Source organism: Sphingobacterium spiritivorum ATCC 33861 (assembly GCF_000143765.1).
Classification (GTDB): domain Bacteria; phylum Bacteroidota; class Bacteroidia; order Sphingobacteriales; family Sphingobacteriaceae; genus Sphingobacterium; species Sphingobacterium spiritivorum.
Window position 1 is genome coordinate 35,159 of the sequence record NZ_GL379777.1, and the last position, 24,044, is coordinate 59,202.

Below are 24,044 nucleotides of genomic sequence, written 5' to 3' on the forward strand. Positions count from 1 at the left end.
ATTGTCAGATTTCTACAGGTTGTCCAGTTGATTATCTTTTTTATTACGGCTTATTGTCATAAAGAATCCTACAAATACAAATCTTTTGGCCACGGGAGTAATGGCCTGACGGGCAAATACACCCTGCGGACTGGCCTGGCTCGCATAGTTGTAGCCATAGACAGGTTTATTCCCCAGCAGATTGGTCACCGAAAAGAACAGGATCTTCTGCTGGCTTAGTAAATAAGACCAGCTCATTGCCACCTGCGAATAACCTTTTGTCTTCTGCTGCATAAAATCTGCAGAATTCGGATCGTTATATGGTCTGCCGGATACGTAGCTTCCTGTAAGACTTAATTGAGATTTCAGGTCACTGATCCAGTATTTGCTGACTACTGATAAGGCATGATCCGCAACATAAGACGGAGTCACTTCCATAGGATAGTTGGCTTCCTGACGGCGGGTATGTGTATAACTATATGAAATCCAGTACTGCAGATTGCGTATACTTGTATTATCCCGGTACAGGATATCTATACCTTCAGCAAAACCTTTACCTCCGTTGCTGTACACACTTTGATAGGTCGGGCGGGCTGTATTATACTGTACCAGCTGGTCATACGTTTTTCTGTATGCTTCAATGCGGACTGTTCTCCCTTTATTTTCGTACATATAATTAAGGATAAAATGTCTGGATGACATCCAGTCTAACCGATTGGCGTATTTGAGTATATTCTGGTCGGCCTGTTGATGAAAATCGCCGTATGCAAGAGAAAGCTGACTGGATCTGTTTATGAGATAGCCTAATGATACTCGGGGTTCCAGAATCACTCCGTCCTGCATGTTTGTCTGACTCGCTCGAAGGCCAAGTTTTGTGATCCATTTTGTGCTGAATGCATAGTCCGTCTCGGCATACAATGCCCCGATTTGATAAGTATAACCATAGGCAAATGATCTTTCAGGATCTGTATAGCGCTCTTTGTAACGGGTATAAAAAAAGTCCCCTCCGAAAGATGTACGCAGGCGTTGGTTCCAGGTTTTAGATAGCTTTTCCTTAATATGCAGACTGAAATCCTGATCCGGAATATAGCTTTCATTAAAGTAAGTATTGTCGATCTTCCGGTCTGCCCCGATTCCGGATTCCATTCGCCATTCACGGGATAGTTTTTGTTTATAATTGATGTTCAGATAGATATTATCTGTTTTTCGTTTTACATATACCGGCTCCGTATAGTCTATATACTGCTGACGTAATGAAAATCGTTCTATATTGAATGAACCGTATATATTTAAAAAGCTGTTTGATGACTGATGGCGGTAGATCATCTCGCCGGATCCGCTTTGATAGGGATCTATCCAGTCCAGTTGTTGGTTGATCAGTTTTACGTAAGGTCTGAGGTTAGAGTAGCTCCCGTTGAAGCTGAGGGAGTTCTTCTTCCAGGCTTGTGTGGTTCCGAGTCCTACACCAACCGAGGAAAGTGACAATTCGGTCTTCGGATCTTCTATTTTATCGGCAGTATTGAGCAGCAATACTCCTGACAGTGCATTCCCGTATTCGGCAGAGTATCCTCCGGTGGATAGGTTGATGCCTTTGAATAAAAAGGGTGAAAACCGCCCACGCACAGGAGAATCATTCGGGGCAGATGTATACGGCTGACTGGCCTGTATGCCATTTACATACGTACTTGTTTCGGATGAAGATCCGCCCCTTACCATTAATCTTCCGCTTTCTCCGGCCACCTGTGCACCGGGAAGTGTGGCCAGTCCGGCAATAATGTTGCCCATACTCCCCGCAGTAGTAACAATTTCTAAAGGAGTCATCACACTGCCTTTAGCTTTATCTCCTGCCTGTAACATTCCGGCGGAAATAGCAATCTCATCGAGTTGAAGTGCTGCTTCTGCAAGTTGTATCTGTAGAAACGATGTTTGCACGGTCTGTATCGGCAAAAGCGCACTTTGATAACCTATCGCAGTAACTTTCAATTCTTTTGTACCGGTTTCAGTTGTACGGAAGCTAAAGTTTCCGCTGGAGTCTGAGGTGGTGCCGTCATATGTGCCGACGAGATATATACTTGCACGCGGGACAGGTCTGTTGCTTTTATCTGTAATACGGCCAGTAATCTGGGTTTGTGCAAAAACTGCGGTCTGCATAAATAATAAAAAGATCAATACTTTCATGTGGTTAATAAATTTGATCTAAAATTGCCCCTAAAGAGAGATTTTGGCAAAAGAGAGTGTCTGAATTGTCAAAAAACCGGGATGAGTTGTATGGCGTGCATTAAGAGGTCGTTTTTGTAAAGGTATTTCATGTTATTCTTTGGAATCTGAACTATTTCAGTACTTTTGTGTAGAATTAATCTAAATAAGAATAAAGTATGCCAAACCTTCTGAATACGCACCTTTCGGTGATAAGATATGTTTTCTTTAAAACAGAAAAAGTAATACATACCAATCGATAGGTTTACTGTTCGCATGTCCTTCCTCTTTTCTATATCCCGTCTTTAACTTATGCACAAGTGCCTTTCTTACATATGTCAGTTGATTTTATAAAGATGGGAATGCATAATGGAGGTGTACAGAACTGGAGACTCTTCTTTCCGGATTACACTAAAACCAAATCATATTATTACAGAACATTACCATTCTAATTAACATCATGAGATCAGTCTTTATTATTTTATTGTGCTGCATATTGCCCCTGATGGGTGTGGCACAGAAGCAGGAACGGGTGCGCGGAAAAATTATGCTCACGGATCAGGTTCCCGTTAAGGATGCCTTGCTGCGATTATTAAATACCTCTTATCAGTCTAGAACTGATAAAACAGGCGAATTTTACCTGGATAATGTGCCTCCGGGAGATTATGTTATACAGGTGACCCTGAATGATATTGAAGTGCTGCGGGAAAATATACAGATCACGACCGGGATGGCTGAACTGCCGACGATCTATGCAACTAAAAAGTACCATGATCTGGACGGGGTGACTGTCTATGGCTACCGCCGGAATAAGTTTTTGGATAAGGATAGTACCACGGCCGCCAAGATGCCCTTGCGTTATCTGGAAAATCCGCAGGCACTGACGAGTGTCAACCAGCAGATCATGAAAGAACAGTTGATTACTGATCTTTCGGATGCCCTGCGCAATGTGCCGGGCATGGTCAAGATGCAGGGAAGTCCGGGACGTGGCAGCGGGGACGGTTCATTCTATTACAGTCTGCGCGGATTCCCGACCAAAGTATCGATGGTGGATGGAGTACCGGCGACAACTAACGGTGAAATCGATCCGGCAGATATAGAACGTGTAACGGTATTGAAAGGACCATCCGGAACACTATACGGTGGCGCGGTGACCTCGTTTGGAGGATTGGTCAATATTATGACCAAAAAACCAAAGGATTATTTTGGCGGACAGGTTTCTTACTTTCTGGGGAGTTATAATCTCAACCGCCTGACAGCCGATGTATATGGGCCGGTGACCAAATCCAGAAAAACACTTTTCCGCTTCAACTCAGCTTATCAGTATCAGAACGGATTCAGGGATTCGGAGTTCCGAAAATCTTTCTTTGCTGCACCGACATTCAGCTATGAGGTCAACGATAAACTGACTTTTAATCTGGGTGCACAGCTGTATAATTATGAAGGAACTAATACGCCGATTATCTTTTTTGCAAGAACACGTCCGTTCTATGCGCATACACCGGATGAACTCGGCTTTGACTGGAAGCGGTCTTATTCCAATAATGATATGACGCTGAAAGCGCCATCCATTAATATCAAAGGAGAAGTGAACTATAAAATTTCTGATAACTGGACTTCTCAGACATTACTTTCCCGCAACTTCAGAAAAACAGAAGGATTATACCAGTACCAGTTTATCCGTGGTAATGACAGCGATGCGCTGTTGGAGCGAAATGTACAATGGAACAATTCGGAAGGTAGTTCTACGAGTGTACAACAAAATTTCAACGGAACATTTCATATCGGAAGTATTAAGAATAAGGTGCTGATCGGTCTGGATTACCTGAATCAGTCTACCCGAAACAACCACTCTCCTATCGTCAAATATGATACGATCAACGGGCGGGATCTGGAAAATGATTATGGTTTTATATCCAGAGAACTGGCTACTGCCAGCATCCAGAAATCGAAATCCCCAATGGTGCGTAATTATACCTCAAGTAACATATACGGAGCTTATCTGTCGGATGTGGTATATCTGACAGATCGCTGGACGACTTTATTGAGTTTGCGTGTCGATCATTACAACAGTCGTGGACAGTTGAATCTGAATAACAATGTGCGTACAGGAGAGTTTAAGCAGACGGCCTGGTCGCCAAAAGTGGGCATGATCTATCAGGTACTGAAAGATCGCCTGTCGGCATATGCAAACTATATGAACGGATTCAGCTATGTGGCTCCTGTAACACAACAATTGCCGGAATATAACGGTAATCTGAAACCGCAGATGGCTAACCAGTGGGAAGCGGGAGTGAAAACAAATCTATGGGAGAACAGATTTAACCTTACAGCATCTTACTATGACATCACGGTCAACAATATGTCCCGTGATATAGCTGTAGAACAGGGCGGTAAAGAATATCTGATCACTATTCAGGATGGTGAACAACGGAGTAAGGGTGTGGAGTTTGAACTGATTACAAATCCGATTGCCGGGCTGAATATTATGACTGGTTATACCTATAATGACAGTAAATTTCAGAAGGCTGATGCTTCGGTAGAAGGTCGCCGTCCGGGATCCGCAGGTCCGGCGCATGTCTTTAATTCATGGGCGAGCTATGTCTTGCAGACGCGTGTGTTGCATGGGCTTGGATTTGGATTTGGTGTCAACCGGGTGGGCGAACAGATCAGCGAGGATAAAGTGGTTACAGGAAGATTTACGTTCCCGGCTTATACGCTGATCAATGCTTCTGTTTCTCTGGAAAAAGAGAAGTACAGATTCGGATTCAAAATGAATAACCTGGGGAATGCGCAGTATTTCGCCGGACAGGGTGTGGTGGTCGCACAGATGCCACGCAATTTTACAGCGGAGCTGACGCTGAAGTTTTAAAACATAGAAAGGAGTATTCTTTTCATACATGAAATATATTAAGCCGGTTGCAATCTTACCTTGCAACCGGCTTTTCTTTTACTTTGTCGGCTGTAAAATGTAATAATGCAGTGAAAAACAGAGAAAATCCGGCAATATATAGCAGGTAGACTAAATTGTGATACCATACCGTCTGCCAGAGATTACTAACCATGCCCCATAGTATTCCACAGATGGCCAGCAAAAGGGAAAATATCAGCCATTTTTTTAAAAAGGGCAGCTCCATACCTTTATGCTTGTAATAATTCTTTATAAACTGAAACGGCATAAGAATGAAGAGCAGGAAAAGAACCGGCACTAAGGGATAAGCCATCGGGTGTAATATGGTTTTGCTTATATATTCACCTGCAGATTCGTATGTCGTGTCATAATACTGGTAATTGCCGCTAAGGATATTGCTCCATTCTCTGTAAGATATGGTTACAGGAAAAATAAGCAATGCTGTCAGTGTATTGATAACTATTCTCAGAAACATAATTCAGGATTATTTCTTATGTAAGTTAGGCTCTGAAATATTGTTGTATAACCTTATTATCAATATTCCTCGATTTCATAATTGGTTTTTCTACTTTTCCAAACACTGGAAAAAGGGGCTACTTGATATAAATGATGATGGTATTCGATAGTACGAATCTAAACTGTAAAAGATTATTTTAAATATACTTTATGATTTATAAAGTCCTGTAAAACCAGAAGTAGCCCCTATTATCTTATTGTAAATAAATGATTTAAATTTTTTATTTCAAAGACTGGTTCAATTATGAAAGCAAATGTTTTGTATAAAGTTATTCACTGTAATGATATCCTAAGTCTTTTTCTAAACTTTTTATCTTTTTGTTTTTGAATCTTTCAAACGAATATTCTATTTCTATATCTGATTTAGCTGTATCTGGATCAATAGCACCTCTAAATATCAAATAATTTCGTTTTTTGCGAATTGTATTATAATCATTATAGTTATTTATATAATCCATGTTAGTCCCATGTTTGATTGAGTAATACGCTCTTACAAGCCTTTTTAGTTTAACAGGTGGAGTTCTTGTAAACGAATCTAATGATAAAAAAAATGTTTCTATAATCTTATCAAGTTTGAAAAGTAAAGATAGATCATTCATCTCTGAAAAGTAAAACAGCCATCCGTAGTTTTTATTTTCTGATCTACTTCCAGTAATTATTTCGTTAAGATCTTCTAAAAAGACTTCTTTAAATCGATCATCATCTTCCAACCAACTTTCTCTTTTTTCTCGACGATCTATTCCATTTTTAAACCAAGTAAATTTAGCAGCTATTTTTCTTAAATATATTTGAATATTTTTTTCAGATACACTAATTGTTTTATTGTTTATATAATAAGATAAGAAAGTCACACCCATGGTAATAGCTCCTTCAGAAGTTTTGCCTTGATTAATACTTAGTTTAAGCTTCTGCAATGATGAAATTATGTTTTTCTTTCTAAATGAAGTGATTGGTCCATTATTAAGGATCATTATATCATCTACATAACGGAGGTATAAAAATTTGCGTTTGCTAATATCTTCATCTAAAGATGAGAGATATATTTGCGCTAAAATATTCGAGATGGCTAATCCTTGAGGAATTCCAACGTCTTTGATAAAATTCTTTCTATCGTCTCTTTTCGTATTTGGAGGGATTGTTGGATTTTCTATAGCTTTCTTAATCAATGTTAAAAACGTTCTGTTTATCCCTTTATCTTTTAAGATAGAATAAAGTCTGTCACGGTTTATCGTATCGTAAAAGCGCTCTATATCTACTTTTATAAAGTGAATAGGTTGCTCATTTTTTTCAATGAATTTTTTAATTTCATGAATATATCTGTTAGGTCGTTTTTTGTTGACACATTCGGGAAATTCAGTAGTAAGGACTTTTTTTATGCAGTATAATACATTTCTATCTCGAATAGTTGCAATGGATATTGTTCGAGGAGGTGTTTTTGCGCTTTTGATCTTTAAAAGCTCTAGATATGGAGTAAACTCAAAAGTTTCGTTTAAACATTTTTTTATAATGATGTCAAACTGGGAACTTTTAATTTTTTCGAAATGTTGAGCACTCATCTTATCTAGACCTTTTGACCTAGAGTCTAAAATTTTTTCTAAAAAGATTTTTTCTAAAAATGAAGCCCTAAAAAGCAATTTTGGAAAGATTCTACTTAATACCATATTTTAACTTTACATTTCAATACCTCTCAAGTTTCTGTATAGCTTAAGCGCAAATAAATCTGTCATACCCGAAATAAAGTCAATCATATGCATGACTTTTTTATAGTCAGTTTCACTTTCTTTGAAAGTAAACTGTGATGGAAGGAGTTCCAAAATTTTTTTGTGTTCCTTTTCTCTGTATTTTTTTGGGGTTAGTGCAGCAGTTACAAAATCTTCTACCAAACCGGACATAATTCGAAATCCCGCTAATTCCAGTTTTACAACCTCTTTATAATTATAGATTAGCTTAACTGAAATATCGTTGATTTTTTTTAATGTTCCTTGAATTTCGGGGATATCTTCGATCAATGTATTATTATAGGAACCTTCTAGTATATTATTTAGGTTATTTTTGTAAACTTCAGAACACATTAATGTCAGCGTATTAATTGACTTTGCCCGTAGGTAAGAAATAGCCTCGTTTTTGTCATTTTCTAAGCTTTTGACTTGCTTTTTGATCCATTGTATATCTTCGCTTTCATACTTTTCAATTAAATCTAGGAAAAGTCGTTTAACAATTCCATAGGATACTATTCCCAAACGATGAGCATCCTCCATATCAATTATGTTATAGCAGATATCATCTGCAGCCTCAACTAAATAAACAAATGGATGTCTTTTGTATCGTATTTTTCCCTCTTCGCTGTCGCACAACATATTAAGTTCTTTGACGATATCAAGAAACACATTTTCATCAACCTTGAAGTATCCATATTTTTTTAAATGTTTTTTGCCTTTTCCCCCCTCTGATCCTAAGGATTCACAAGGGTATTTTATTATTGATCCTATCGTTGAATAAGTAAGTCTGAATCCTCCTTTGGCTTTACCATTCTGTTGCATAGTCAATATCCTAAGTGCATTGGCATTGCCTTCGAAATTTGTTAAGTCCTGCCATTCAGAATCTGAAAAACGCTTTCTAAAGTCTTTATCATTAGATTTTAATTTAAAATATTTAGAGATAGCTTCTTCTCCTGAATGGCCAAAGGCGGGATTACCTAAATCATGGGCTAAACAAGCTGTTGCAATTACATTCTTTAGGTTATTCTTGTAAAAATTTCTAGATTCATCATCTTTTTTTATATCTGGAAGGTCACTTAAGATTTTTCCTATTATTTTACCAAGAGAACGCCCTACGCTAGCAACCTCAAGAGAGTGTGTAAGTCTATTATGGACAAAGACTTCTTCGGGAAGTGGGAAAACTTGAGTTTTATTTTGTAACCTTCTAAATGGGCTGGAAAAGATAATTCGATCCCAATCTCTTTCGTATTCAGTTCTTTGAGCTGTAGGTTCTGTATCTAACCCATATCTTCGAGATGAAAAGCAATTCATCCATGTCATTTTATTTTGCATCCTTAGAAAAATAACGGTTTTAAAATATAAGTTTATATACTAAGTTCATGTCTAACTTTAATTTGTTTTTTACAACCAGGGCATTGGCCACATGCTGTATTTGAAATATGACAGGAGTGTGCAAAAGCAATTATTTCTAAAGGAACATTATATTTCTTAACAAGTTCATGACTGTAATAACCTGTAGACTCACATACTATAGAAATATTTCCTTCTTGATATTTGACTAATTCGTTTATAAGGTCGTAAAATTGAGGTGTTCCGTCTTTGTGAAAACTATCAGATTTTACTGATGCAAGATGTAAAACACCTATTTTGTCTTTGATTGCTTGCATAGCCGCTAGTGTAATTAATAGTTGGTTACGATAAGGCCACCATTCTTGAGATGGAGATATATCTAAACGTTCCTCATTGATTAAAATTCCGGACCCTAAACTTTTACAGTTTACTTCTATAACTTTATGTTGGATCCTCAGTAGATTACATATGTATCGAGATACGTATATTTCTCTGCTCGCAGGAATTTGACCATAGTTTATAGTATAGGCTATATCTGGCTTTAACCCGTATGCTAAACAAATTGAATCTACACCACCAGATAGTAGTAAACCTTGTTTTAAAGATTCCATATGGTTTGATATATTGCTGTTGTCAGATTTGTGAATATTGTTGTGTTGGAAGGAGTAAGCATAAGTAAATCTTTTGGTGCACAGGTTCTATGATAGCCAATTATGAGTTTGTCTTTCGCAAAAGCATATCCTGATTCTATCAATGTACCTGCGTCTAAATTATCATATACACTAAATATTATGTCTGATTTTGTAAGTCCCTCAATATCTTTTTCGGCTATAATTCGCTCATTTCCAATGCCAATGTCATGAAAAGGAGAGAAAACTTTGACTCCGAAAGACAAAAAAGCACTTCTAATTTTATCAACTAAAATTAGTTCAGCTAAACTGAAAAAGGGAGCTGCGATATAAACTTGTTTGGTTGATAAATCCTTATACGTGTATTTTGTGTATTTGATGTTTACTATTGAGGTTGTATCTATGTAGGCTTGTAAGTCACAATAGTATGCCGTTGATAGAGAGGCAAACTCTGCACTTTTTTCAATAGGTAATCCTTTCTCAATCCAGTAATAAGAGAAACTCGCAGTAAAGATGTCCCCGGATCCAATTTTATTAACAAGGGGCGTTACATATGATGAAATTTTATGTTGCGTGCTGTTCAAAAAAACTGTTGCTCCATATGGACCGTTTTTTATGATAACAGCTTTTGCTTTTTCTTTTTCGAAGAAGAATCTTTTAATATCATTATCCTCCGTATATCCACTTATAGATTCCGATTCTGCTTTGTTAATAATATAGATGAGCTCTTCTGTTTCTCCGAATTCTGTGAATTTTTTAGGTTTAATAGTTGTTTGTGGATCGTAAACCACTTTTTTTCCTTTTATTGTATATTCGCCTTCAAGCATTCCAAAGCAAACTATGTTATCTCCATTAAGAAATGGAATATTTATCTTATCAATATTTGTTGTGCTTGGAAAAATAAGAGGGTTATCTAAGGAGAAGCTATATTTAAAAGTGATTGGTTGATAATTATTAATACAATCAAAATTAAACTTAGGATACCCATTTCTATTTGTTTCTAGATATAATTCTACATCAGCGTTGCCAATGGTTATGAAGTTTACATTACAGTTGTTTTCTAATAGAAATTTGCAAGCTCTGAATCCAGAACCAAATATTTCATATGAAAGATTATCATAGTCAATCTCTCTATAAGTGCCGCCAATAACATTTATCATACTCGTGTTATTTCTACTGTGCAAGTAGGCGAGGTAATATTTATAACCACTCCATGATAATTATTCCCTTGCTTGATACAATTTATTATATCTGATGTGTTATGATGCATAATAGAACCTAAGGTTTGGCCATTTCCATCAATTAAGATTAGTGAGCCTGAATTTGAAATTTCAAGTTCTAAGATATTACCTACAATAAGCTCAGCTAGAACGTTTAGGTCAATTGATGATACTTTAACGGCAACTGAACTGAATAGGCAGTCAAATTTTTCTCGTGCAGGGAGTTCATATCCTCCAAAACCTCCAGATCCACTCATAATGTATGTTTAGTTTGTTAAATATTATTCTAATTATTTTTCTAAGGAAACTAACTATCTAAACATTGCATTTTTACTTGGAAAAAGTAACTCATGTCTAAAAATTTGTTTTTTAGGATTTATTATAAGTTCTTATGTTGTTAATAATTGCTCCTTCTAAAATACTACATATTATCTTGTAAAACAATATGTTTACAAAATAAAGGTAGTTGATAAATAGAGTATAAAATACGGGAAACCGTATTTTAATATTTTAACGCTAGGAAAACATTAAAAACTTTAAGGAAGCGAGGTGTTTTTGCATGTATAAAGATGCTATACCTCCTGAGTCTGCGAATAAAAAAATGAGTATACTAAAAAATATTTTGACCAGATTAATAAAATAAGAAATGGCTCATACAGGGCACTATATATTCAATTTCTGAATGATGCTACGGTATTTTTGGGTATAATTATACTTTTAATAATGGTTTAATTGCTAGGCCTGAATTTAAAAAATGCCAACCCAGCTTGAATATTTCAAAGTTGTAAAATACTCTTTATTTGCAAGAAACAAACGTATTCAATCCAAAGATGTGTATTTTCTAAGGCCGGAAAGCAAATAGAGAAAAATTCTTTAAAGCATTTGTTTTATTGGCGTACAACTGTAACTTTGTTTATAGCCCTCGGGCAAATCTGACTTCGTAGCTCAGTTGGTAGAGCAACAGACTCTTAATCTGTGGGTCCTGAGTTCGAGCCTCAGCGGGGTCACTTTCTAAAAAGGCCGTTTTACATTTTCGTAAAACGGCCTTTTTAGTTTGTTTGAAGAGTAAGTTTCTACCTCGCTCATTATATGACAAAGGATGGTAAACCCTTTATTCGGATGAAATCTTTTATTTCCCTAATCTAAAGCCAAGTGTTACACCTCCGACAAAAGTAAATTCACTTATACCATCATAAAAACTTACTCCGGGACCGATGCCTACATTCATCATGAAACGCTTTCCATAGTTGCGCTGTATACCCCACATTGCGCCCAATACCAAAGAGAAATCAGGCACATACACATTGTCACTTTTTAGTATGGACGGACCGCCCGCTGCAACTACTCCGGCAATATAATTTCCGGAGTTATGTGCTACTTTTTTTCCTTTTCTAAGTCTTTTGTTTAAATCGTAATAATGTCTCACTTGCACATCAAGCGCAGGACGGATGACATAACCCCATTCCGAATCTTCATAATGGTAGTCGTTAATTGTTATGGACGAACTTCTGTATAAAACGCCTCCTGCTATAGGGCCTGATAAACGTAATGTAGTTTTTTTTCCAATCCCCTTTTCGTACGAAAGATTGGTCAGTAAATTATAAGCAAATTGGTGGTTCTCTACCTGAGCTTCAACATCTGTATTTGTTTGCGCAAAAGAGGTGCCGGCGAAAGCTATCGCCATAAGTGTTGTAATAAATAATTTTTTCATTGAGGGTTAATAATTTGAGGTCGCAAAGATATAAAAATTGATAATGATTGAAATAGTCCGGCACACAAACCTCCGGTTTGGATCTGTTTCTCCGGATAAAAATGCCCTACTTCCAGGGGTGAAAATCCTCCCTGTTATTTAAATCAAATTTTGCAGAATCTTTGACAGGATTGCCTTCAGATATTAAAGTTCTTTTGTAAGAATATGTCCCGATTAATGATTTATAATTATCAGATGCACCAATGACCTGTACCAGAATTGTATAATCTCCTGAAGGGACAGCCTTTGTAAAGTCTTTTGTTGCGTATTTTACATACTTAGGCATGTCAGAAAAAATATGATACACTGTATTCTTGTTTATCTCTTTTGGAAAATCCTTAATAGGAATAACAGCTATATCACAAAATATATACCCATCTCCGGTTATGACTTTATCTCCGTTAGTTAAAGTTGTCGCAATGTCGATCATACCATGCGGAGGTGAAGCTTCATTTTTGGAGCAAGAGGAAAAAGTCGTTACTAATGCCAGAATAAGGATGATGTAGTAGTTTTTCATAATTTATAGTTAAGGAGTAAATATATAAAAAAATCAAAGGTTAACCTCTTTACGGGAAACCCTTTTTTCAGGTTCTGGGCAGGCCGTATTTTCGTGCCTATGAAAAAGATAGTATTAATTTTGGTTGTTTTAAGTTCATTATTGGCATGTAAAAAATCTGAGGTAGAAAACCTTTCAACTGGTGCCGGAGGTTGTACCTACAACGGAAACAGATTGTACGATGGCCCCAAGGGCGGATGTTATTATAAAAACTCCAATGGCAATAAGATGTACGTAGATCGAAGCTACTGCAATTGCAAATAAACTAAAAGCCTTCAACCTATATCGGTGGAAGGCTTTCAATATTTAAAACTTATATCCGACAGATATGCCAAAGCCTTTGTTTGTGCGTTCTCCTTTAGGCTTGTATGAGCCCCATTTGGGTTCCAGATTGGCCATGCCCCATTCCGCATTCAGCTGGAATGTATAGGTATTGAAAAGATCATATCCTATAACCGCGCTTGTGCCGTAATCCCAGGGTTTTCCGTAGATATAAGTGCCGTAATCGTTAGTGGAAGCATCATTTTTAAATTTTATATCGCCTTTATTGTCAATCATAATGTCCCCTATCAATACCGTTTCGTCAGTTTTCCATTTCCCTCCTGTGCCATAGGCAAGATAAGGACCTACCCCCAGAATAAGACTTCCCGGTCCAACCTTTGGTTTGTAAAGAATATGCAGAGGAAGTTCGATATAAGATACATTTGCATTAAATCCTTTGCTGAAACCTATAGATCCGGCATCGGCTTTATACCCTTTCCCGGAATAGAGGAGAGAAGGCTGTACATAAAAGTCACTTATGACAGGAATATCTGCACTGATGCCGATGGAGAAGCGTGTGACGTACTCCGTTTCAAGTTCAATTTCCTGTTCATTTATGGCATTGAGTGCTGTAAAATTAACTCCTACTCTGGCTCCCCATTTGATCTGTGCCTGTAAACTATTTGTAAAAGAGATAATCATTAATGACAATGCAGCTGCATAAAGTTTGAAGATGTTCATAGATTCAGTGGTTTTTTATCTGTTAATTAAAGGTTTGCGAATATAACGGTTATTTTTTTGGAAATGCTACAGCATATCTCTGTAAATATGGGATTACAGTGTCTCCGGAGCGATTGAAATTTAAATAATGATGTATATTTGATACATTATCTGCATAGCATTATCCTCATAAACCCTATTCCGCAAAATGGATACATTTAGACATTTGAATCAAACTACAGGACGGCAAATACAGCTTCATGATAAGGAATACCTCTTTTTTGGAGGTACTGCGTATCTGAGTCTGCTCAATGATCCGGCTTACATGGAATTGTTTATAACTGGTGTAAGGAAGCTGGGATTGAATAACGGGACTTCCCGCAATAATAATGTGCAGCTAGGCATCTTTGATGAAGCAGAGAAAGCTATATCCCGAAGATTTGGATTTGAAGATGCTATTCTGGTCTCCGGCGGATACCTGGCAGCACAGATGGTTGTCAAAAATCTGGCCGGTGAAGGAGAGTTTATCTATGCACCGAATAGTCACCCGGCACTGTGGCTGTCCGACAATCCCGGTATCCGGGGTGAATTTGCCGACTGGGTAGCACATACCGCAGCCTATATCAACAGCTCAGCCCAAAAAACTTTCGTTCTGATCAGCAATACGTTGGATAATATGAAGCCGGAGCGATATGATTTTAAAGCCTTCAGTCAAATTGATCCCGATAAAAAGGTTATTCTTATACTGGATGATTCGCATGGTATAGGAGTGATAAACCGCAACCGTACATCTGTCGCAGTAGAAGAGCTTGTACAGGACAATCTGGAAGTCATTCTGTTAGCTTCCCTGGCCAAAGGAATGGGAACAGATGCGGGTGTGATCTTTGCTTCCCCCCAACGTATCGCAGCATTGCGATCCTCTACGTTCTATACCGGAGCTTCACCCAGTTCTCCGGCATCGATGTATGCCTTATTGCATGGCGAAGAAATCTATCACAAGCAGTTTGAACAGCTACAGCAGAATATTGCTTTGTTTGGCCGTCTGACGGGTAGCAGGCTTTCGCATATTCCAGGCTTTTCCGTATTTACCTCTGCCAGGGTTGAGTTATATCACTTTCTGTTGCAGAGAGGCTTTGTGGTGTCAAGCTTTCCTTATCCGCTGGCAACCGATCCTTTGCTGAACAGAATAGTGATCTGTAGTCACCATACAGCAGCGGATCTGCAACAACTGGCCGGTCATATAAATGAGTTTACAGATCAGCAGTAATAAAACACAGCTTTTATTCTCCGCAGCTGTTAACAGCTGCGGTATATAATACTATTTAATCGTTACAAAAGCAGTTTCCAGTCCTTTGACTTTGACTGCGAGAACACTGGAACCTTTATTTTTGCGGATCTTAATCATAGCACGTCCATTAAAAGCCTGTAAATAGCGTGAACCTGAAGAAGTTCCCTGATCCTGCACCAATACGCCGTCTCCGGCCAGTTCAAAAAGTACATAGTCTTTCGCATCCAGACAGGCTGTGCCCTCCGCATCCGTCAATTGTACTTCTGCTAAGACTTCGTCATCGGAGAGCTTACTGGTTTTGGTTATAATATCTGCGGGTTTACTCCATTTTTTTGTTTGGTAAAGTTGATTGATCTCATCAGTAACGGTCTGCTTGCCTTTTTTAGCAATCACTCTGATGTGATTTTCCCCTTCGCGGAAAACAGTATTCCATCGTAGTCCTGCTGCGGGAAAATCTGCTGAGTTCCGTTTTTTCGTACCCAGACTTTTCCCGTTGAGAAATAATTCGGCCTCATCAGCATTAGAATAAACCTTGATCATTTTCTGTTCATCTGCTGCTCCCCAGCGAATGGGCCAGGAATGTCCGTATATATGAGCCATAGGTTCTTTTGTCCAGTAGGACTGAAAAACATAATACGACTCTTTTTTTGTAAAATCCCGCTCTACAACACCCTTCTGATTCACATACGGCACCGGATTATCTGGTCGCACAGGAGTGGAGAAGTCTTTAAACGGCCAGTAAGCCGATCCGGTGAGCCAGGGCATATGCTCTTGTTCCTTGAGATGCCAGTCTATCAGATTGCAGATGTAGCTTTCACTCCAGTTGCCGTCTTTGGATGCCCTGGTTGCACCTCCGTAAAGAGAAGCATCGCCAGCCCGTTCATCTGCGGAAGTGCTTGACGTGAGTTTGGTGAGTCCGTTGTCCGGATTTTCATCGTGCCTGCGGGCGTGGCTGTCACCTCCCCACTCTGCATGAATAAAATGTGGCACCTGTTTAAATTCCGCCTCGGATACAGATTTATAATCGGTATACTGACCTCTGTACCAGCCTGCCCAAATGGACGGAGAATAGACATCTACAATGTCCTTACAGAAATCACAGCGGCGGATAGCCGTCTTGCGGGTATTATCCAGACTATGGGAAAGATTGTGCAGCTCTTTCATAAAAGCTCTGATCTGTTGTTTGTCAAATGTGGGAAAGTCATTCGGCCAGTCGTTTTCATTACCCATCCCCCACAGAATAATGCTGGGATGGTTATAATGCTGTTCGATCATATTGCGAAGCATACGTTTTGCTTGTTCCTGATAGACAGGGCCACCCAGTCCGCCTCTGCACCAGGGAATCTCCTCCCAGACCAATATGCCCAGACTGTCACAGGCATTGAGAATAATACGGGACTGCTGATAATGTCCGAGCCGGATAAAGTTGACTCCCATATCTTTCATCATTTTCATTTCCTGCAGCATCATCTCTTCAGTCATCGCTGCTCCTACTCCGGCATGATCTTCGTGGCGGTGCGTTCCTCTCAGGAGAAGACGCTCACCATTGAGCCGGAAAGGGCCGTTGTCTGCAAATTCGAAATGGCGGATTCCGATAGTTGTGCTGTGGCGGAAAGTCTGCCCGTTGTAATTCCCCTGTATATGTAAAGTGTAGCGGTTCGGTTGATCAGGTGACCAGAGTTTTGGCTTTTGCAGCCTGATTCCGGAAAGTGTAATTTCTTTGCTCAGCGACTGGCTGCTAGTGTTTTTATAGACGGTCTTGCCATCAGGAGCTGTAAGTTCTACTGTAATATCCCCTTTTGTCGCCTCTGTCTGCGCATATAGACGAAGTGAAACTGCAATATGAGCTGATTTGCTGACGAGATCATAAGTCGGTGTTGCAAATACCTGCCCGACTGACACAGCAGGAAGATACAGCAGATTGAGATAGCGGTATATACCTCCATATATATTAAAATCCGACAGATCGGATGGTATCATTTCGGTGTCTCTGGAATTATCTGTGCGAATGACCAGCGGATAACGACCCTTAAATTGTTTCTGGAAAGCGGGATTCGCTTCAAAAGCTTTGACGGCTTCGGTGATGTCGACGGTCCATTCGTCATATCCGCCCACATGTTCTCCAACGAGCTGATCATAGAGGTAGACTTTTGTTTTTTGCCCTGCGCCTTCAAAATGTAAGAGTGTACGTCCGTTGGGATAAGGATTCCGGATGGCCAGGGTATTTCGGTACCAGGCCGGTCCCTGGTAATAGTTTTCAAACGGAGCGACAGCATCTGTGGCATTATAACAATGGGGCAGCGTAACTTTGTGCCAGACGGGAACACTTTCGGAAGACCCTTGGCTGTATGGCCGGATCGCCTCCCAGATATTGCCCAGATCATTTCGCACAAAATCCCAGTTTTCATTCAGGCGTATGCTCTCTTGTGCAGTATTGAATTGCATTGACGCAAAGATCATGTAAACTAACAGCAGGTATTGTCTCATAAATAGGATATAAAGTCTAAAAATAAGAAATGAAAGCGGGCAAAGGGAGGTTTGGGAGATGTGAATTTGCGAAAACGTTTAAGTTTTACGCATAAAATTTGCAACTTTTGGGTTTCACGTGGAAAGATAATTTTACAAAATAACTCTTTGATATTCAAGGTAAAAAGTTGTACTTTTGTCGTTCGTTTACGATTGAAAACAGGAGTCGGTTGGGGATAAATACTTGTTAATGATGCATTTTTGTTGTCATTTTCATTAAAAAACGCAGAAATAATTTCCAAAGCTCGTTTTAAAGCAATACCTTTGCGTCCCCAAAGTGCTGTGTGCCTAAGGGTTGAAATACAAAATAATACAGTAAAAACAGATATGACTAAAGCAGAAATTATCGCAGAGATCTCTAACAAAACGGGTTTAGAGAAGGTAGATGTACAAGAAACAGTAGAGGCATTCTTCAAAGTAGTGAAGAACTCCATGATCGGCGGAGAAAATGTTTATGTAAGAGGTTTCGGTAGCTTCGTAGTGAAAAAAAGAGCTGAAAAAACTGCAAGAAACATTTCGAAAAACACAGCAATCATTATTCCTGAGCACTTCGTTCCAAGTTTCAAACCTGCAAAAGTGTTTGTTGAGAAGGTAAAAAACGGGAATAAATAATTCAACGAAATAATTTCATCATGCAAAAGACCAAGCAAATTGTTGTTATTGCCTTAATAGTTCTCCTTGTAGGAGCCCTGTTGGCGCAGCCAATAAAAGGTCTGGTAGATGGTAAGGAAGAAGCTACAAGTACCAAAGGTACTGAGGCTTCTTCTGTCGTTAATTTAGATGCGATCTCGCAGGCATCCAAACAAGGATTAGATGCTAATCTGATTCAGGATATCGCAGATCTGGAATCTAAAGTAAGTAAAGCTTCTGGTGAAGATAAAATTGCGCTTTATCAGCAGTTGGCTCAGAAATGGGATGATGTTGCAAAACCAGCTCCTCAGGCATTAATTTATGAGGAAATGGCAAAAATTTCTCCTAAATTTGAGTATTGGTTGAAAGCCGGACAGGCTTATCGCGCTGCCTATACAAATTTACAGGATACCGTATTAGCTTCGGCACTGAATCAAAATGCAATTCATGCATTTGAAGAAGCAACCAAACTGGATGCATCCAATCTGGATGCCAAGACAGGTTTGGGTGCTGCTATGGTGACGGGTACGAATAACCCTATGGCCGGTATCGCGATATTGCGTGAAGTCGTAGCGAAAGAACCAAAAAACGTAGAAGCAAACAAAACACTGGGATTGTTTTCACTGCAGTCCCGTCAATTTGACAAAGCAATCGATCGTTTCAAAACGGTTATCGAACAGAAACCCGATGCGGAGTCCTACTTTTATTTAGCCACAGGCTATGAAAACATTGGGATGAAGAGTGATGCTATCGCTGCTTTTCAAAAAAGCAAAGAACTGGCATCTGATCCTTCACTCTCTCAATTCATCGATAAACGTATCGAAGAATTAAGCAAGTAACATATTATTTTATAATCATTTAAAAACATTAAAGCTATGCCAAGCGGAAAAAAAAGAAAAAGACACAAAATGGCTACTCACAAACGTAAAAAACGTTTAAGAAAAAATAGACACAAGAAAAAATAAGCTTGTGGGGTTATGACAGTTATTAATTCATATTGCTAACTGAAATAACAGAGTACAATCGATGGATCTGCAATCTTGGATCCATCGATTGTATTTTTTCATTAAACGGGAATTATGTTTCATCGGTGCCCGTCCGGGCGGAGTCCGGACAGGAAGGCATCCCAAATATGTAGCTGTTGGTAAAGGAATTAATTATCGATTCTACCCCTGACAAAGGGGTAACTATTGCTTTACTACAGGATAAACAGCTTGTTGAACTAAACAAGGAGCAGGCAAACAACAATTTTTCCGTCGGTGATATTTACCTGGGAAGAATAAAGAAGATCATGCCTGGTCTCAATGCAGCTTTCGTAGATGTAGGTTACGAAAAGGATGCATTTTTGCACTATCTGGACCTCGGTCCGCAGGTGCAGTCGTTACTCAAGCTAACCCGTATAGTAAAGAATGGCAGTTATCAAGAGAAACTGCTCAATAGTTTAAAATTAGAAAAGGACATCGATAAGGCAGGTAAAATTTCGGATATCTTGAGCCGGAATCTGTTACTACCTGTTCAGATAGCCAAAGAGCCTATCTCTACAAAAGGACCGCGGTTGAGTTCGGATTTATCCATCGCCGGAAGATTTGTAGTATTAGTCCCTTTCTCGAGTACAGTTTCTATTTCGAAACGAATCAAAGGAAGCGCCGAACGTACACGCCTCAAAAAAGTAGTGGAAGGTATCAAACCTGCCAACTTTGGAGTGATTATTCGGACTGTTTCTGAAGGTAAAGGGGTTGAAGAGTTACAAAAAGACTTGTTAGACCTGATTTCAAAATGGGAATTATTTACCAAACGCCTTAGAACTGCAGAACCACCCCAGAAAGTGTTGGGTGAGATGGATAGAGCTTCTACCATTTTGCGCGATATCCTGACGGACGAGTTTACGCATATATATGTTAATGACCCTGTTATCTACGAGGAAACAAAGTCGTATGTACAGGAGATTTCTCCGGATCTGGAAAAGATAGTGAAACTTTATAAACATAAAGAACCTATCTTCGATCACTTCGGAGTAGAAAAACAAATTAAGGCCTCTTTTGGCAAGACGGTCAATTTGCAGGGTGGTGCTTATCTGGTAATTGAGCATACTGAAGCCTTGCACGTTGTTGATGTAAACAGCGGTAACCGGACGGCCAATAAAGAAAATCAAGAAGACAATGCGTTGCTGGTCAATAAAGAAGCGGCGCGCGAAATAGCAAGGCAATTGCGTTTGCGGGATATGGGAGGTATAGTGGTGATCGATTTTATCGATATGCACAAACCAACTAATCGTAAGGAATTATTTACTTATCTACGCGAATGTATGCAGGCCGATCGTGCCCGTCATACGATATTACCGCCAAGTAAATTTGGATTGGTACAGATCACACGGCAACGTGTACGCCCGGAAATGAGCGTAGTGACTAATGAAAAATGTCCGACCTGTAACGGTACGGGCGAAATCCGATCCAGTATCGTACTGATGGACGATATTGAAAGTAATTTGAGTTTTATTCTGCAGGAACAAAACGATAAGGGAATAACACTATGTGTACATCCTTATATAGAAGCCTACATTAAGTCTGGTTTTGTATCGAAAAGAATAAAATGGTTTATGAAGTTTGGAAGGTGGATCAAAGTAAAAGCCGTCTCTTCATATAGCTTAACTGAATTCCATTTCTTCAATGCGAAGGATGAGGAAATCAAGTTATAAGATATTCTAAAAAGGGATAGTATTCACTATCCCTTTTTTGTGTTTAATATTTCTTCACACATCTGCTCCGTACTGCCGTACTCCAGCCACTGAATCTGTATATTGTCTTTTTCCATTTTGCGAAAATACGTCATTTGTCTTTTGGCATAGCGATGTATCTCTGTTTCTAATTTAGTAAAACAGGATTCCCAATCCAGATATCCGGCGAGATAGTAGGATATATACTTATACTCCAGTCCATAATATTGCAGGTCATCATGGGTAACACCGCGGGACAAGAGATGCTGTACCTCTTCTGTCAATCCCTGATCAATACGTTGCTTCAGTCTCTGAGATATTTTTGCTCTCCGGATCTCCACCGGCGGATCGATGCCAAATACCTGGTAGGTAAAAGAGGTGGAAACAAGCTTTGCCGGTCTCTCGTATTTAGCTAAGCCGGCTAAGATTTCTAATCCGCGGATCATGCGTTTTCGGGTGCTGGTATCTATCCTCAGATCTGCGGGAATCGATTGCTGATCTAGTCGGGTCAGTAACTCTTCCCTGGACAAGGTCTCCAATTCCTCCCTCAATTCCGCATTAACGGGAACATGGCTGTAAGGTTTCTCCTGAATGACAGATTGAATATACAGACCTGTTCCTCCACAGAGTATAGGTTGCCTGCCGCTTTTGACAATATCGAGATAGGCTTTTTGAAAATCATGCTGAAAATGGGAGAGGTTATATTTCTCCCCGGGCTCGCAGATATCGATTAAATAATAGGGAATATCTTCGTATTCTTTAAGGTCCTTGCCCGTACCGATATCCATATGTCTGTATACCTGACGGGAATCTGCGCTGATAATAGCACCATTGATTTTTTTGGCCAATGCAACAGCCAAAGCCGTTTTGCCGGAGGCGGTAGGGCCGAGTATAATAATTACATTTTTCATCGGAACATCAGATTGCTCCGATGAAAAATGTAAGGAATCTTGTCTGTTTATCACACGACAAATTTAGTCCATTTTTCGTTACCTTCATTATTCTGAACGACTGTCTCAATAAAAGCCATACCTCTTACACCATCCTGTACATTTGGAAAATCCAAAGATTCAGCAGACGGAGTGAGGCCTTCACGCTTCGCGGATACTGTCAGCGCAAAATTGCGGTATATGTTTGCAAAGGATTCCAGTAATCCTTCCGGGTGACCTGCCGGAATACGGGTATTATGCGTAGCAAATGAACTTAATGTATACGGAGCAGCATATGCATTACCTGTACGGTAAAGCTGACGAGGCTGATCCAGCATTTTTATAATAAGGTTGTTCGGATCTTCATTTGCCCACTCAAGCCCTCCCTTTTCTCCGTAAATACGGATACGTACCGCATTCTCCTCTCCTGCCGATATTTGAGAAGCCATCAGAACACCTTTGGCACCGTCTTCAAATCGCAGTAATACCGAACCATCATCATCCAGTAAGCGGCCTTCTACGAAAGTGGTCAGGTCAGCACACAGTTCGGTAATCTTCAATCCCGAAACGTATTCTGCCAGGTGTGCAGCATGTGTCCCGATATCGCCCATGACTAATGATTTGCCGGAACGTTTCGGGTCTGCACGCCAGGCAGCACCTGCATTGCCTTCCCGTTCAGAAAGACGGCTCAGCCATCCCTGAGGATATTCTACCACAATCTTGCGGATTTTGCCGAAATGTCCTTCTCTGACCATCGCTTTGGCTTGTTTAACCATAGGATAACCGGAATACGTATGCGTAAGGCATAATGTTCTGCCTGTGTTTTCTACAATAGATTTGAGTTCCTGTGCTTCTTCCAGAGAAACAGTCATCGGTTTTTCCACTACCACATCAAAACCATTTTCCAAAGCAAGCTTGGCCGGACCGAAGTGTAAAAAATTAGGGGTAACAATGGTGACAAAGTCCATACGCTCACCTTCAGGTAAAGCGGCTTCTTTGGCAATCATTTCTTCATAATTTTCATAGATACGGTCTGGAGAAACAAATAGTTGCTCTCCGGATTCTCTTGAAATCTGCGGGTCAATACTAAAGGCTCCACAAACCAATTCTATCTTTCCGTCCATAAATGCGGCAATGCGGTGAACAGCACCAATAAAGGCATCTTTGCCTCCGCCCACCATGCCCATGCGTAGTTTACGTTTCATCTCTTTTAGCGTTTTAAAACTTAAGTTTATAGTGTTAAATATACACAATACAGGACTTCTTTCATAATGTTAGTACCAATTTGGCGCTTCCGCTGTTATACTTGAGGTAGCCTGTGGGATAAGTACTCATAATTAGATCTTCCGTTTTTTCGGAGAGAAAATACCTTTTCTGATCTGCAATCCAGTATTTCTGTGCCGGAATGGTATAACTCTTTTCAAAGCCGATACGTTCCAGACCGGATTCCTGTGCCCAATCCAGATCTGTATATGTCATAATATCGCCGGGATTAAAATCCTGCTGAAAAGCACGGATCAGTTTGCTGATGCCTCCGATCACAATATAGGGTTGCTTGTGGCAGAACCGTATCAGTTCAAAGGAGCGATAATCTTCAGGTTTGTCGTGCATACGACGGCCACCCGAAAAAACAGCGATAGAAATCAGTTCTCCGTCAGCGAACAAGCCATATCGGTATTTACCGGGCATCGCATCCTGCAGGTGATATTCCTCCTGAAAGGCCATTGAAATCCGCTTATCTATACGGGCGGCCACGGTATTACGGGCATATATGCGCTTGCCCTGTCCGTCAAGTGTACGGATACGATCTACAATTTTTCGTTCATCTCTCTCAAGCTGGTCTATATCCAGATGAATATTATGCTTGAGATGCGCCGGCTCTTTAATTCGTTCTGTTGCTCCGGCCAGGTAGATGTAAATCTGATAAGTGAAATCCGTCCCGGTGATAAGGCATATATCCGCATCGTAAACCTCTAAACAGAGTTCCTTTCCTATGGAGGTGGCAAGTTGTTGCATGAAATGGCGGATCTGCTCTGTGTCGGACATATGTACTTTGGATCAAAGTACAAAAGTAAAGGATACAATCGGATTAAATAAAAGCTTCATGATATTTGGGTCATAAAAAATATTGGTAACTTTGTACCCACAAAAT

The 24,044-nt window shown here is 39.6% G+C and carries 19 protein-coding genes and 1 tRNA gene; 6 read left to right on the forward strand and 14 right to left on the reverse strand.

The features are described from left to right. Positions 1 to 12: 12 nt before the first annotated feature. A complete protein-coding gene (locus HMPREF0766_RS20465) occupies positions 13 to 2,157 on the reverse strand; it encodes a TonB-dependent receptor (RefSeq protein WP_003001685.1) in 2,145 nt (714 codons plus the stop codon). 478 nt (positions 2,158 to 2,635) lie between these two features. Between HMPREF0766_RS20465 and HMPREF0766_RS20470 the strand changes: the two genes are divergently transcribed. Further along, positions 2,636 to 5,047 carry a TonB-dependent receptor gene (locus tag HMPREF0766_RS20470; protein WP_236590613.1) on the forward strand — a complete coding sequence of 804 codons (2,412 nt, stop codon included), beginning with the start codon at positions 2,636 to 2,638 and terminating at the stop codon, positions 5,045 to 5,047. Positions 5,048 to 5,102: 55 nt separating this feature from the next. Here the strand turns inward: HMPREF0766_RS20470 and HMPREF0766_RS20475 are convergent, their stop codons facing one another. The 6 genes from HMPREF0766_RS20475 to HMPREF0766_RS20500 all read right to left on the reverse strand — a co-directional run bounded on the left by HMPREF0766_RS20475 (position 5,103) and on the right by HMPREF0766_RS20500 (position 10,776). Further along, positions 5,103 to 5,561, reverse strand: a complete 459-nt coding sequence (locus HMPREF0766_RS20475) for a hypothetical protein (protein ID WP_003001691.1) — start codon at positions 5,559 to 5,561, stop codon at positions 5,103 to 5,105. Positions 5,562 to 5,871: 310 nt separating this feature from the next. Beyond that, complete coding sequence (locus HMPREF0766_RS20480; protein ID WP_003001694.1) at positions 5,872 to 7,263, reverse strand: reverse transcriptase domain-containing protein; 1,392 nt, start codon at positions 7,261 to 7,263, stop codon at positions 5,872 to 5,874. A 9-nt stretch (positions 7,264 to 7,272) separates the two neighbouring features. Beyond that, positions 7,273 to 8,652 (reverse strand): dGTP triphosphohydrolase, encoded by a 1,380-nt coding sequence (gene dgt, locus HMPREF0766_RS20485; RefSeq protein ID WP_003001696.1) that lies wholly within the window; start codon positions 8,650 to 8,652, stop codon positions 7,273 to 7,275. 32 nt (positions 8,653 to 8,684) lie between these two features. Further along, positions 8,685 to 9,281: a 7-cyano-7-deazaguanine synthase gene (locus tag HMPREF0766_RS20490; RefSeq protein WP_003001698.1), complete on the reverse strand. Its 597-nt coding sequence runs from the start codon at positions 9,279 to 9,281 to the stop codon at positions 8,685 to 8,687. Continuing rightward, positions 9,269 to 10,459: a PfkB family carbohydrate kinase gene (locus HMPREF0766_RS20495; protein ID WP_003001701.1), complete on the reverse strand. Its 1,191-nt coding sequence runs from the start codon at positions 10,457 to 10,459 to the stop codon at positions 9,269 to 9,271. The genes HMPREF0766_RS20490 and HMPREF0766_RS20495 overlap by 13 nt, the downstream gene beginning before the upstream one ends. Continuing rightward, the gene (locus HMPREF0766_RS20500) at positions 10,456 to 10,776 is read right to left on the reverse strand and encodes a hypothetical protein (protein ID WP_003001703.1); all 321 of its coding nucleotides are present in this window, start codon (positions 10,774 to 10,776) and stop codon (positions 10,456 to 10,458) included. Before HMPREF0766_RS20500 ends, HMPREF0766_RS20495 begins: the two co-directional genes overlap by 4 nt. Positions 10,777 to 11,453: 677 nt before the next feature. Between HMPREF0766_RS20500 and HMPREF0766_RS20505 the strand changes: the two genes are divergently transcribed. Beyond that, positions 11,454 to 11,526, forward strand: a tRNA-Lys gene (locus tag HMPREF0766_RS20505). 122 nt (positions 11,527 to 11,648) lie between these two features. Here the strand turns inward: HMPREF0766_RS20505 and HMPREF0766_RS20510 are convergent. From HMPREF0766_RS20510 to HMPREF0766_RS20520, 3 genes are all read right to left on the reverse strand, one after another. Continuing rightward, entirely contained in the window at positions 11,649 to 12,230 is a 582-nt protein-coding gene (locus HMPREF0766_RS20510) for a hypothetical protein (RefSeq protein WP_003001706.1), read from the reverse strand. A gap of 106 nt (positions 12,231 to 12,336) precedes the next feature. Next, entirely contained in the window at positions 12,337 to 12,786 is a 450-nt protein-coding gene (locus HMPREF0766_RS20515) for a hypothetical protein (protein WP_003001709.1), read from the reverse strand. A gap of 345 nt (positions 12,787 to 13,131) precedes the next feature. Beyond that, positions 13,132 to 13,827 (reverse strand): outer membrane beta-barrel protein, encoded by a 696-nt coding sequence (locus HMPREF0766_RS20520; RefSeq protein ID WP_003001714.1) that lies wholly within the window; start codon positions 13,825 to 13,827, stop codon positions 13,132 to 13,134. 187 nt (positions 13,828 to 14,014) lie between these two features. On the opposite strand from HMPREF0766_RS20520, the gene HMPREF0766_RS20525 reads away from it, so the two are divergent. Beyond that, a complete protein-coding gene (locus HMPREF0766_RS20525) occupies positions 14,015 to 15,073 on the forward strand; it encodes an aminotransferase class I/II-fold pyridoxal phosphate-dependent enzyme (protein ID WP_003001717.1) in 1,059 nt (352 codons plus the stop codon). A gap of 51 nt (positions 15,074 to 15,124) precedes the next feature. Here HMPREF0766_RS20525 and HMPREF0766_RS20530 read toward each other — a convergent pair whose 3' ends face one another. Then, positions 15,125 to 17,581, reverse strand: a complete 2,457-nt coding sequence (locus HMPREF0766_RS20530; protein WP_003001720.1) for a glycoside hydrolase family 2 TIM barrel-domain containing protein — start codon at positions 17,579 to 17,581, stop codon at positions 15,125 to 15,127. A 366-nt stretch (positions 17,582 to 17,947) separates the two neighbouring features. Here HMPREF0766_RS20530 and HMPREF0766_RS20535 point away from each other — a divergent pair, with 366 nt between their 5' ends. The 3 genes from HMPREF0766_RS20535 to HMPREF0766_RS20545 all read left to right on the forward strand — a co-directional run bounded on the left by HMPREF0766_RS20535 (position 17,948) and on the right by HMPREF0766_RS20545 (position 20,945). Further along, on the forward strand, positions 17,948 to 18,232 hold the full coding sequence (locus HMPREF0766_RS20535; RefSeq protein ID WP_037461054.1) for an HU family DNA-binding protein: 285 nt from the start codon (positions 17,948 to 17,950) through the stop codon (positions 18,230 to 18,232). 20 nt (positions 18,233 to 18,252) lie between these two features. Beyond that, entirely contained in the window at positions 18,253 to 19,089 is an 837-nt protein-coding gene (locus HMPREF0766_RS20540; RefSeq protein WP_003001730.1) for a tetratricopeptide repeat protein, read from the forward strand. Positions 19,090 to 19,391: 302 nt separating this feature from the next. After that, complete coding sequence (locus tag HMPREF0766_RS20545; RefSeq protein ID WP_003001733.1) at positions 19,392 to 20,945, forward strand: Rne/Rng family ribonuclease; 1,554 nt, start codon at positions 19,392 to 19,394, stop codon at positions 20,943 to 20,945. 26 nt (positions 20,946 to 20,971) lie between these two features. Here HMPREF0766_RS20545 and miaA read toward each other — a convergent pair whose 3' ends face one another. From miaA to HMPREF0766_RS20560, 3 genes are all read right to left on the reverse strand, one after another. After that, the gene (gene miaA, locus HMPREF0766_RS20550; protein WP_236590612.1) at positions 20,972 to 21,874 is read right to left on the reverse strand and encodes a tRNA (adenosine(37)-N6)-dimethylallyltransferase MiaA; all 903 of its coding nucleotides are present in this window, start codon (positions 21,872 to 21,874) and stop codon (positions 20,972 to 20,974) included. A 50-nt stretch (positions 21,875 to 21,924) separates the two neighbouring features. After that, positions 21,925 to 23,097, reverse strand: a complete 1,173-nt coding sequence (locus tag HMPREF0766_RS20555; RefSeq protein ID WP_003001739.1) for a Gfo/Idh/MocA family protein — start codon at positions 23,095 to 23,097, stop codon at positions 21,925 to 21,927. Positions 23,098 to 23,158: 61 nt separating this feature from the next. Beyond that, positions 23,159 to 23,938, reverse strand: coding sequence for a hypothetical protein (locus HMPREF0766_RS20560; protein ID WP_003001743.1), 780 nt, complete (start codon positions 23,936 to 23,938; stop codon positions 23,159 to 23,161). Between the last annotated feature and the right edge of the window lie 106 nt (positions 23,939 to 24,044).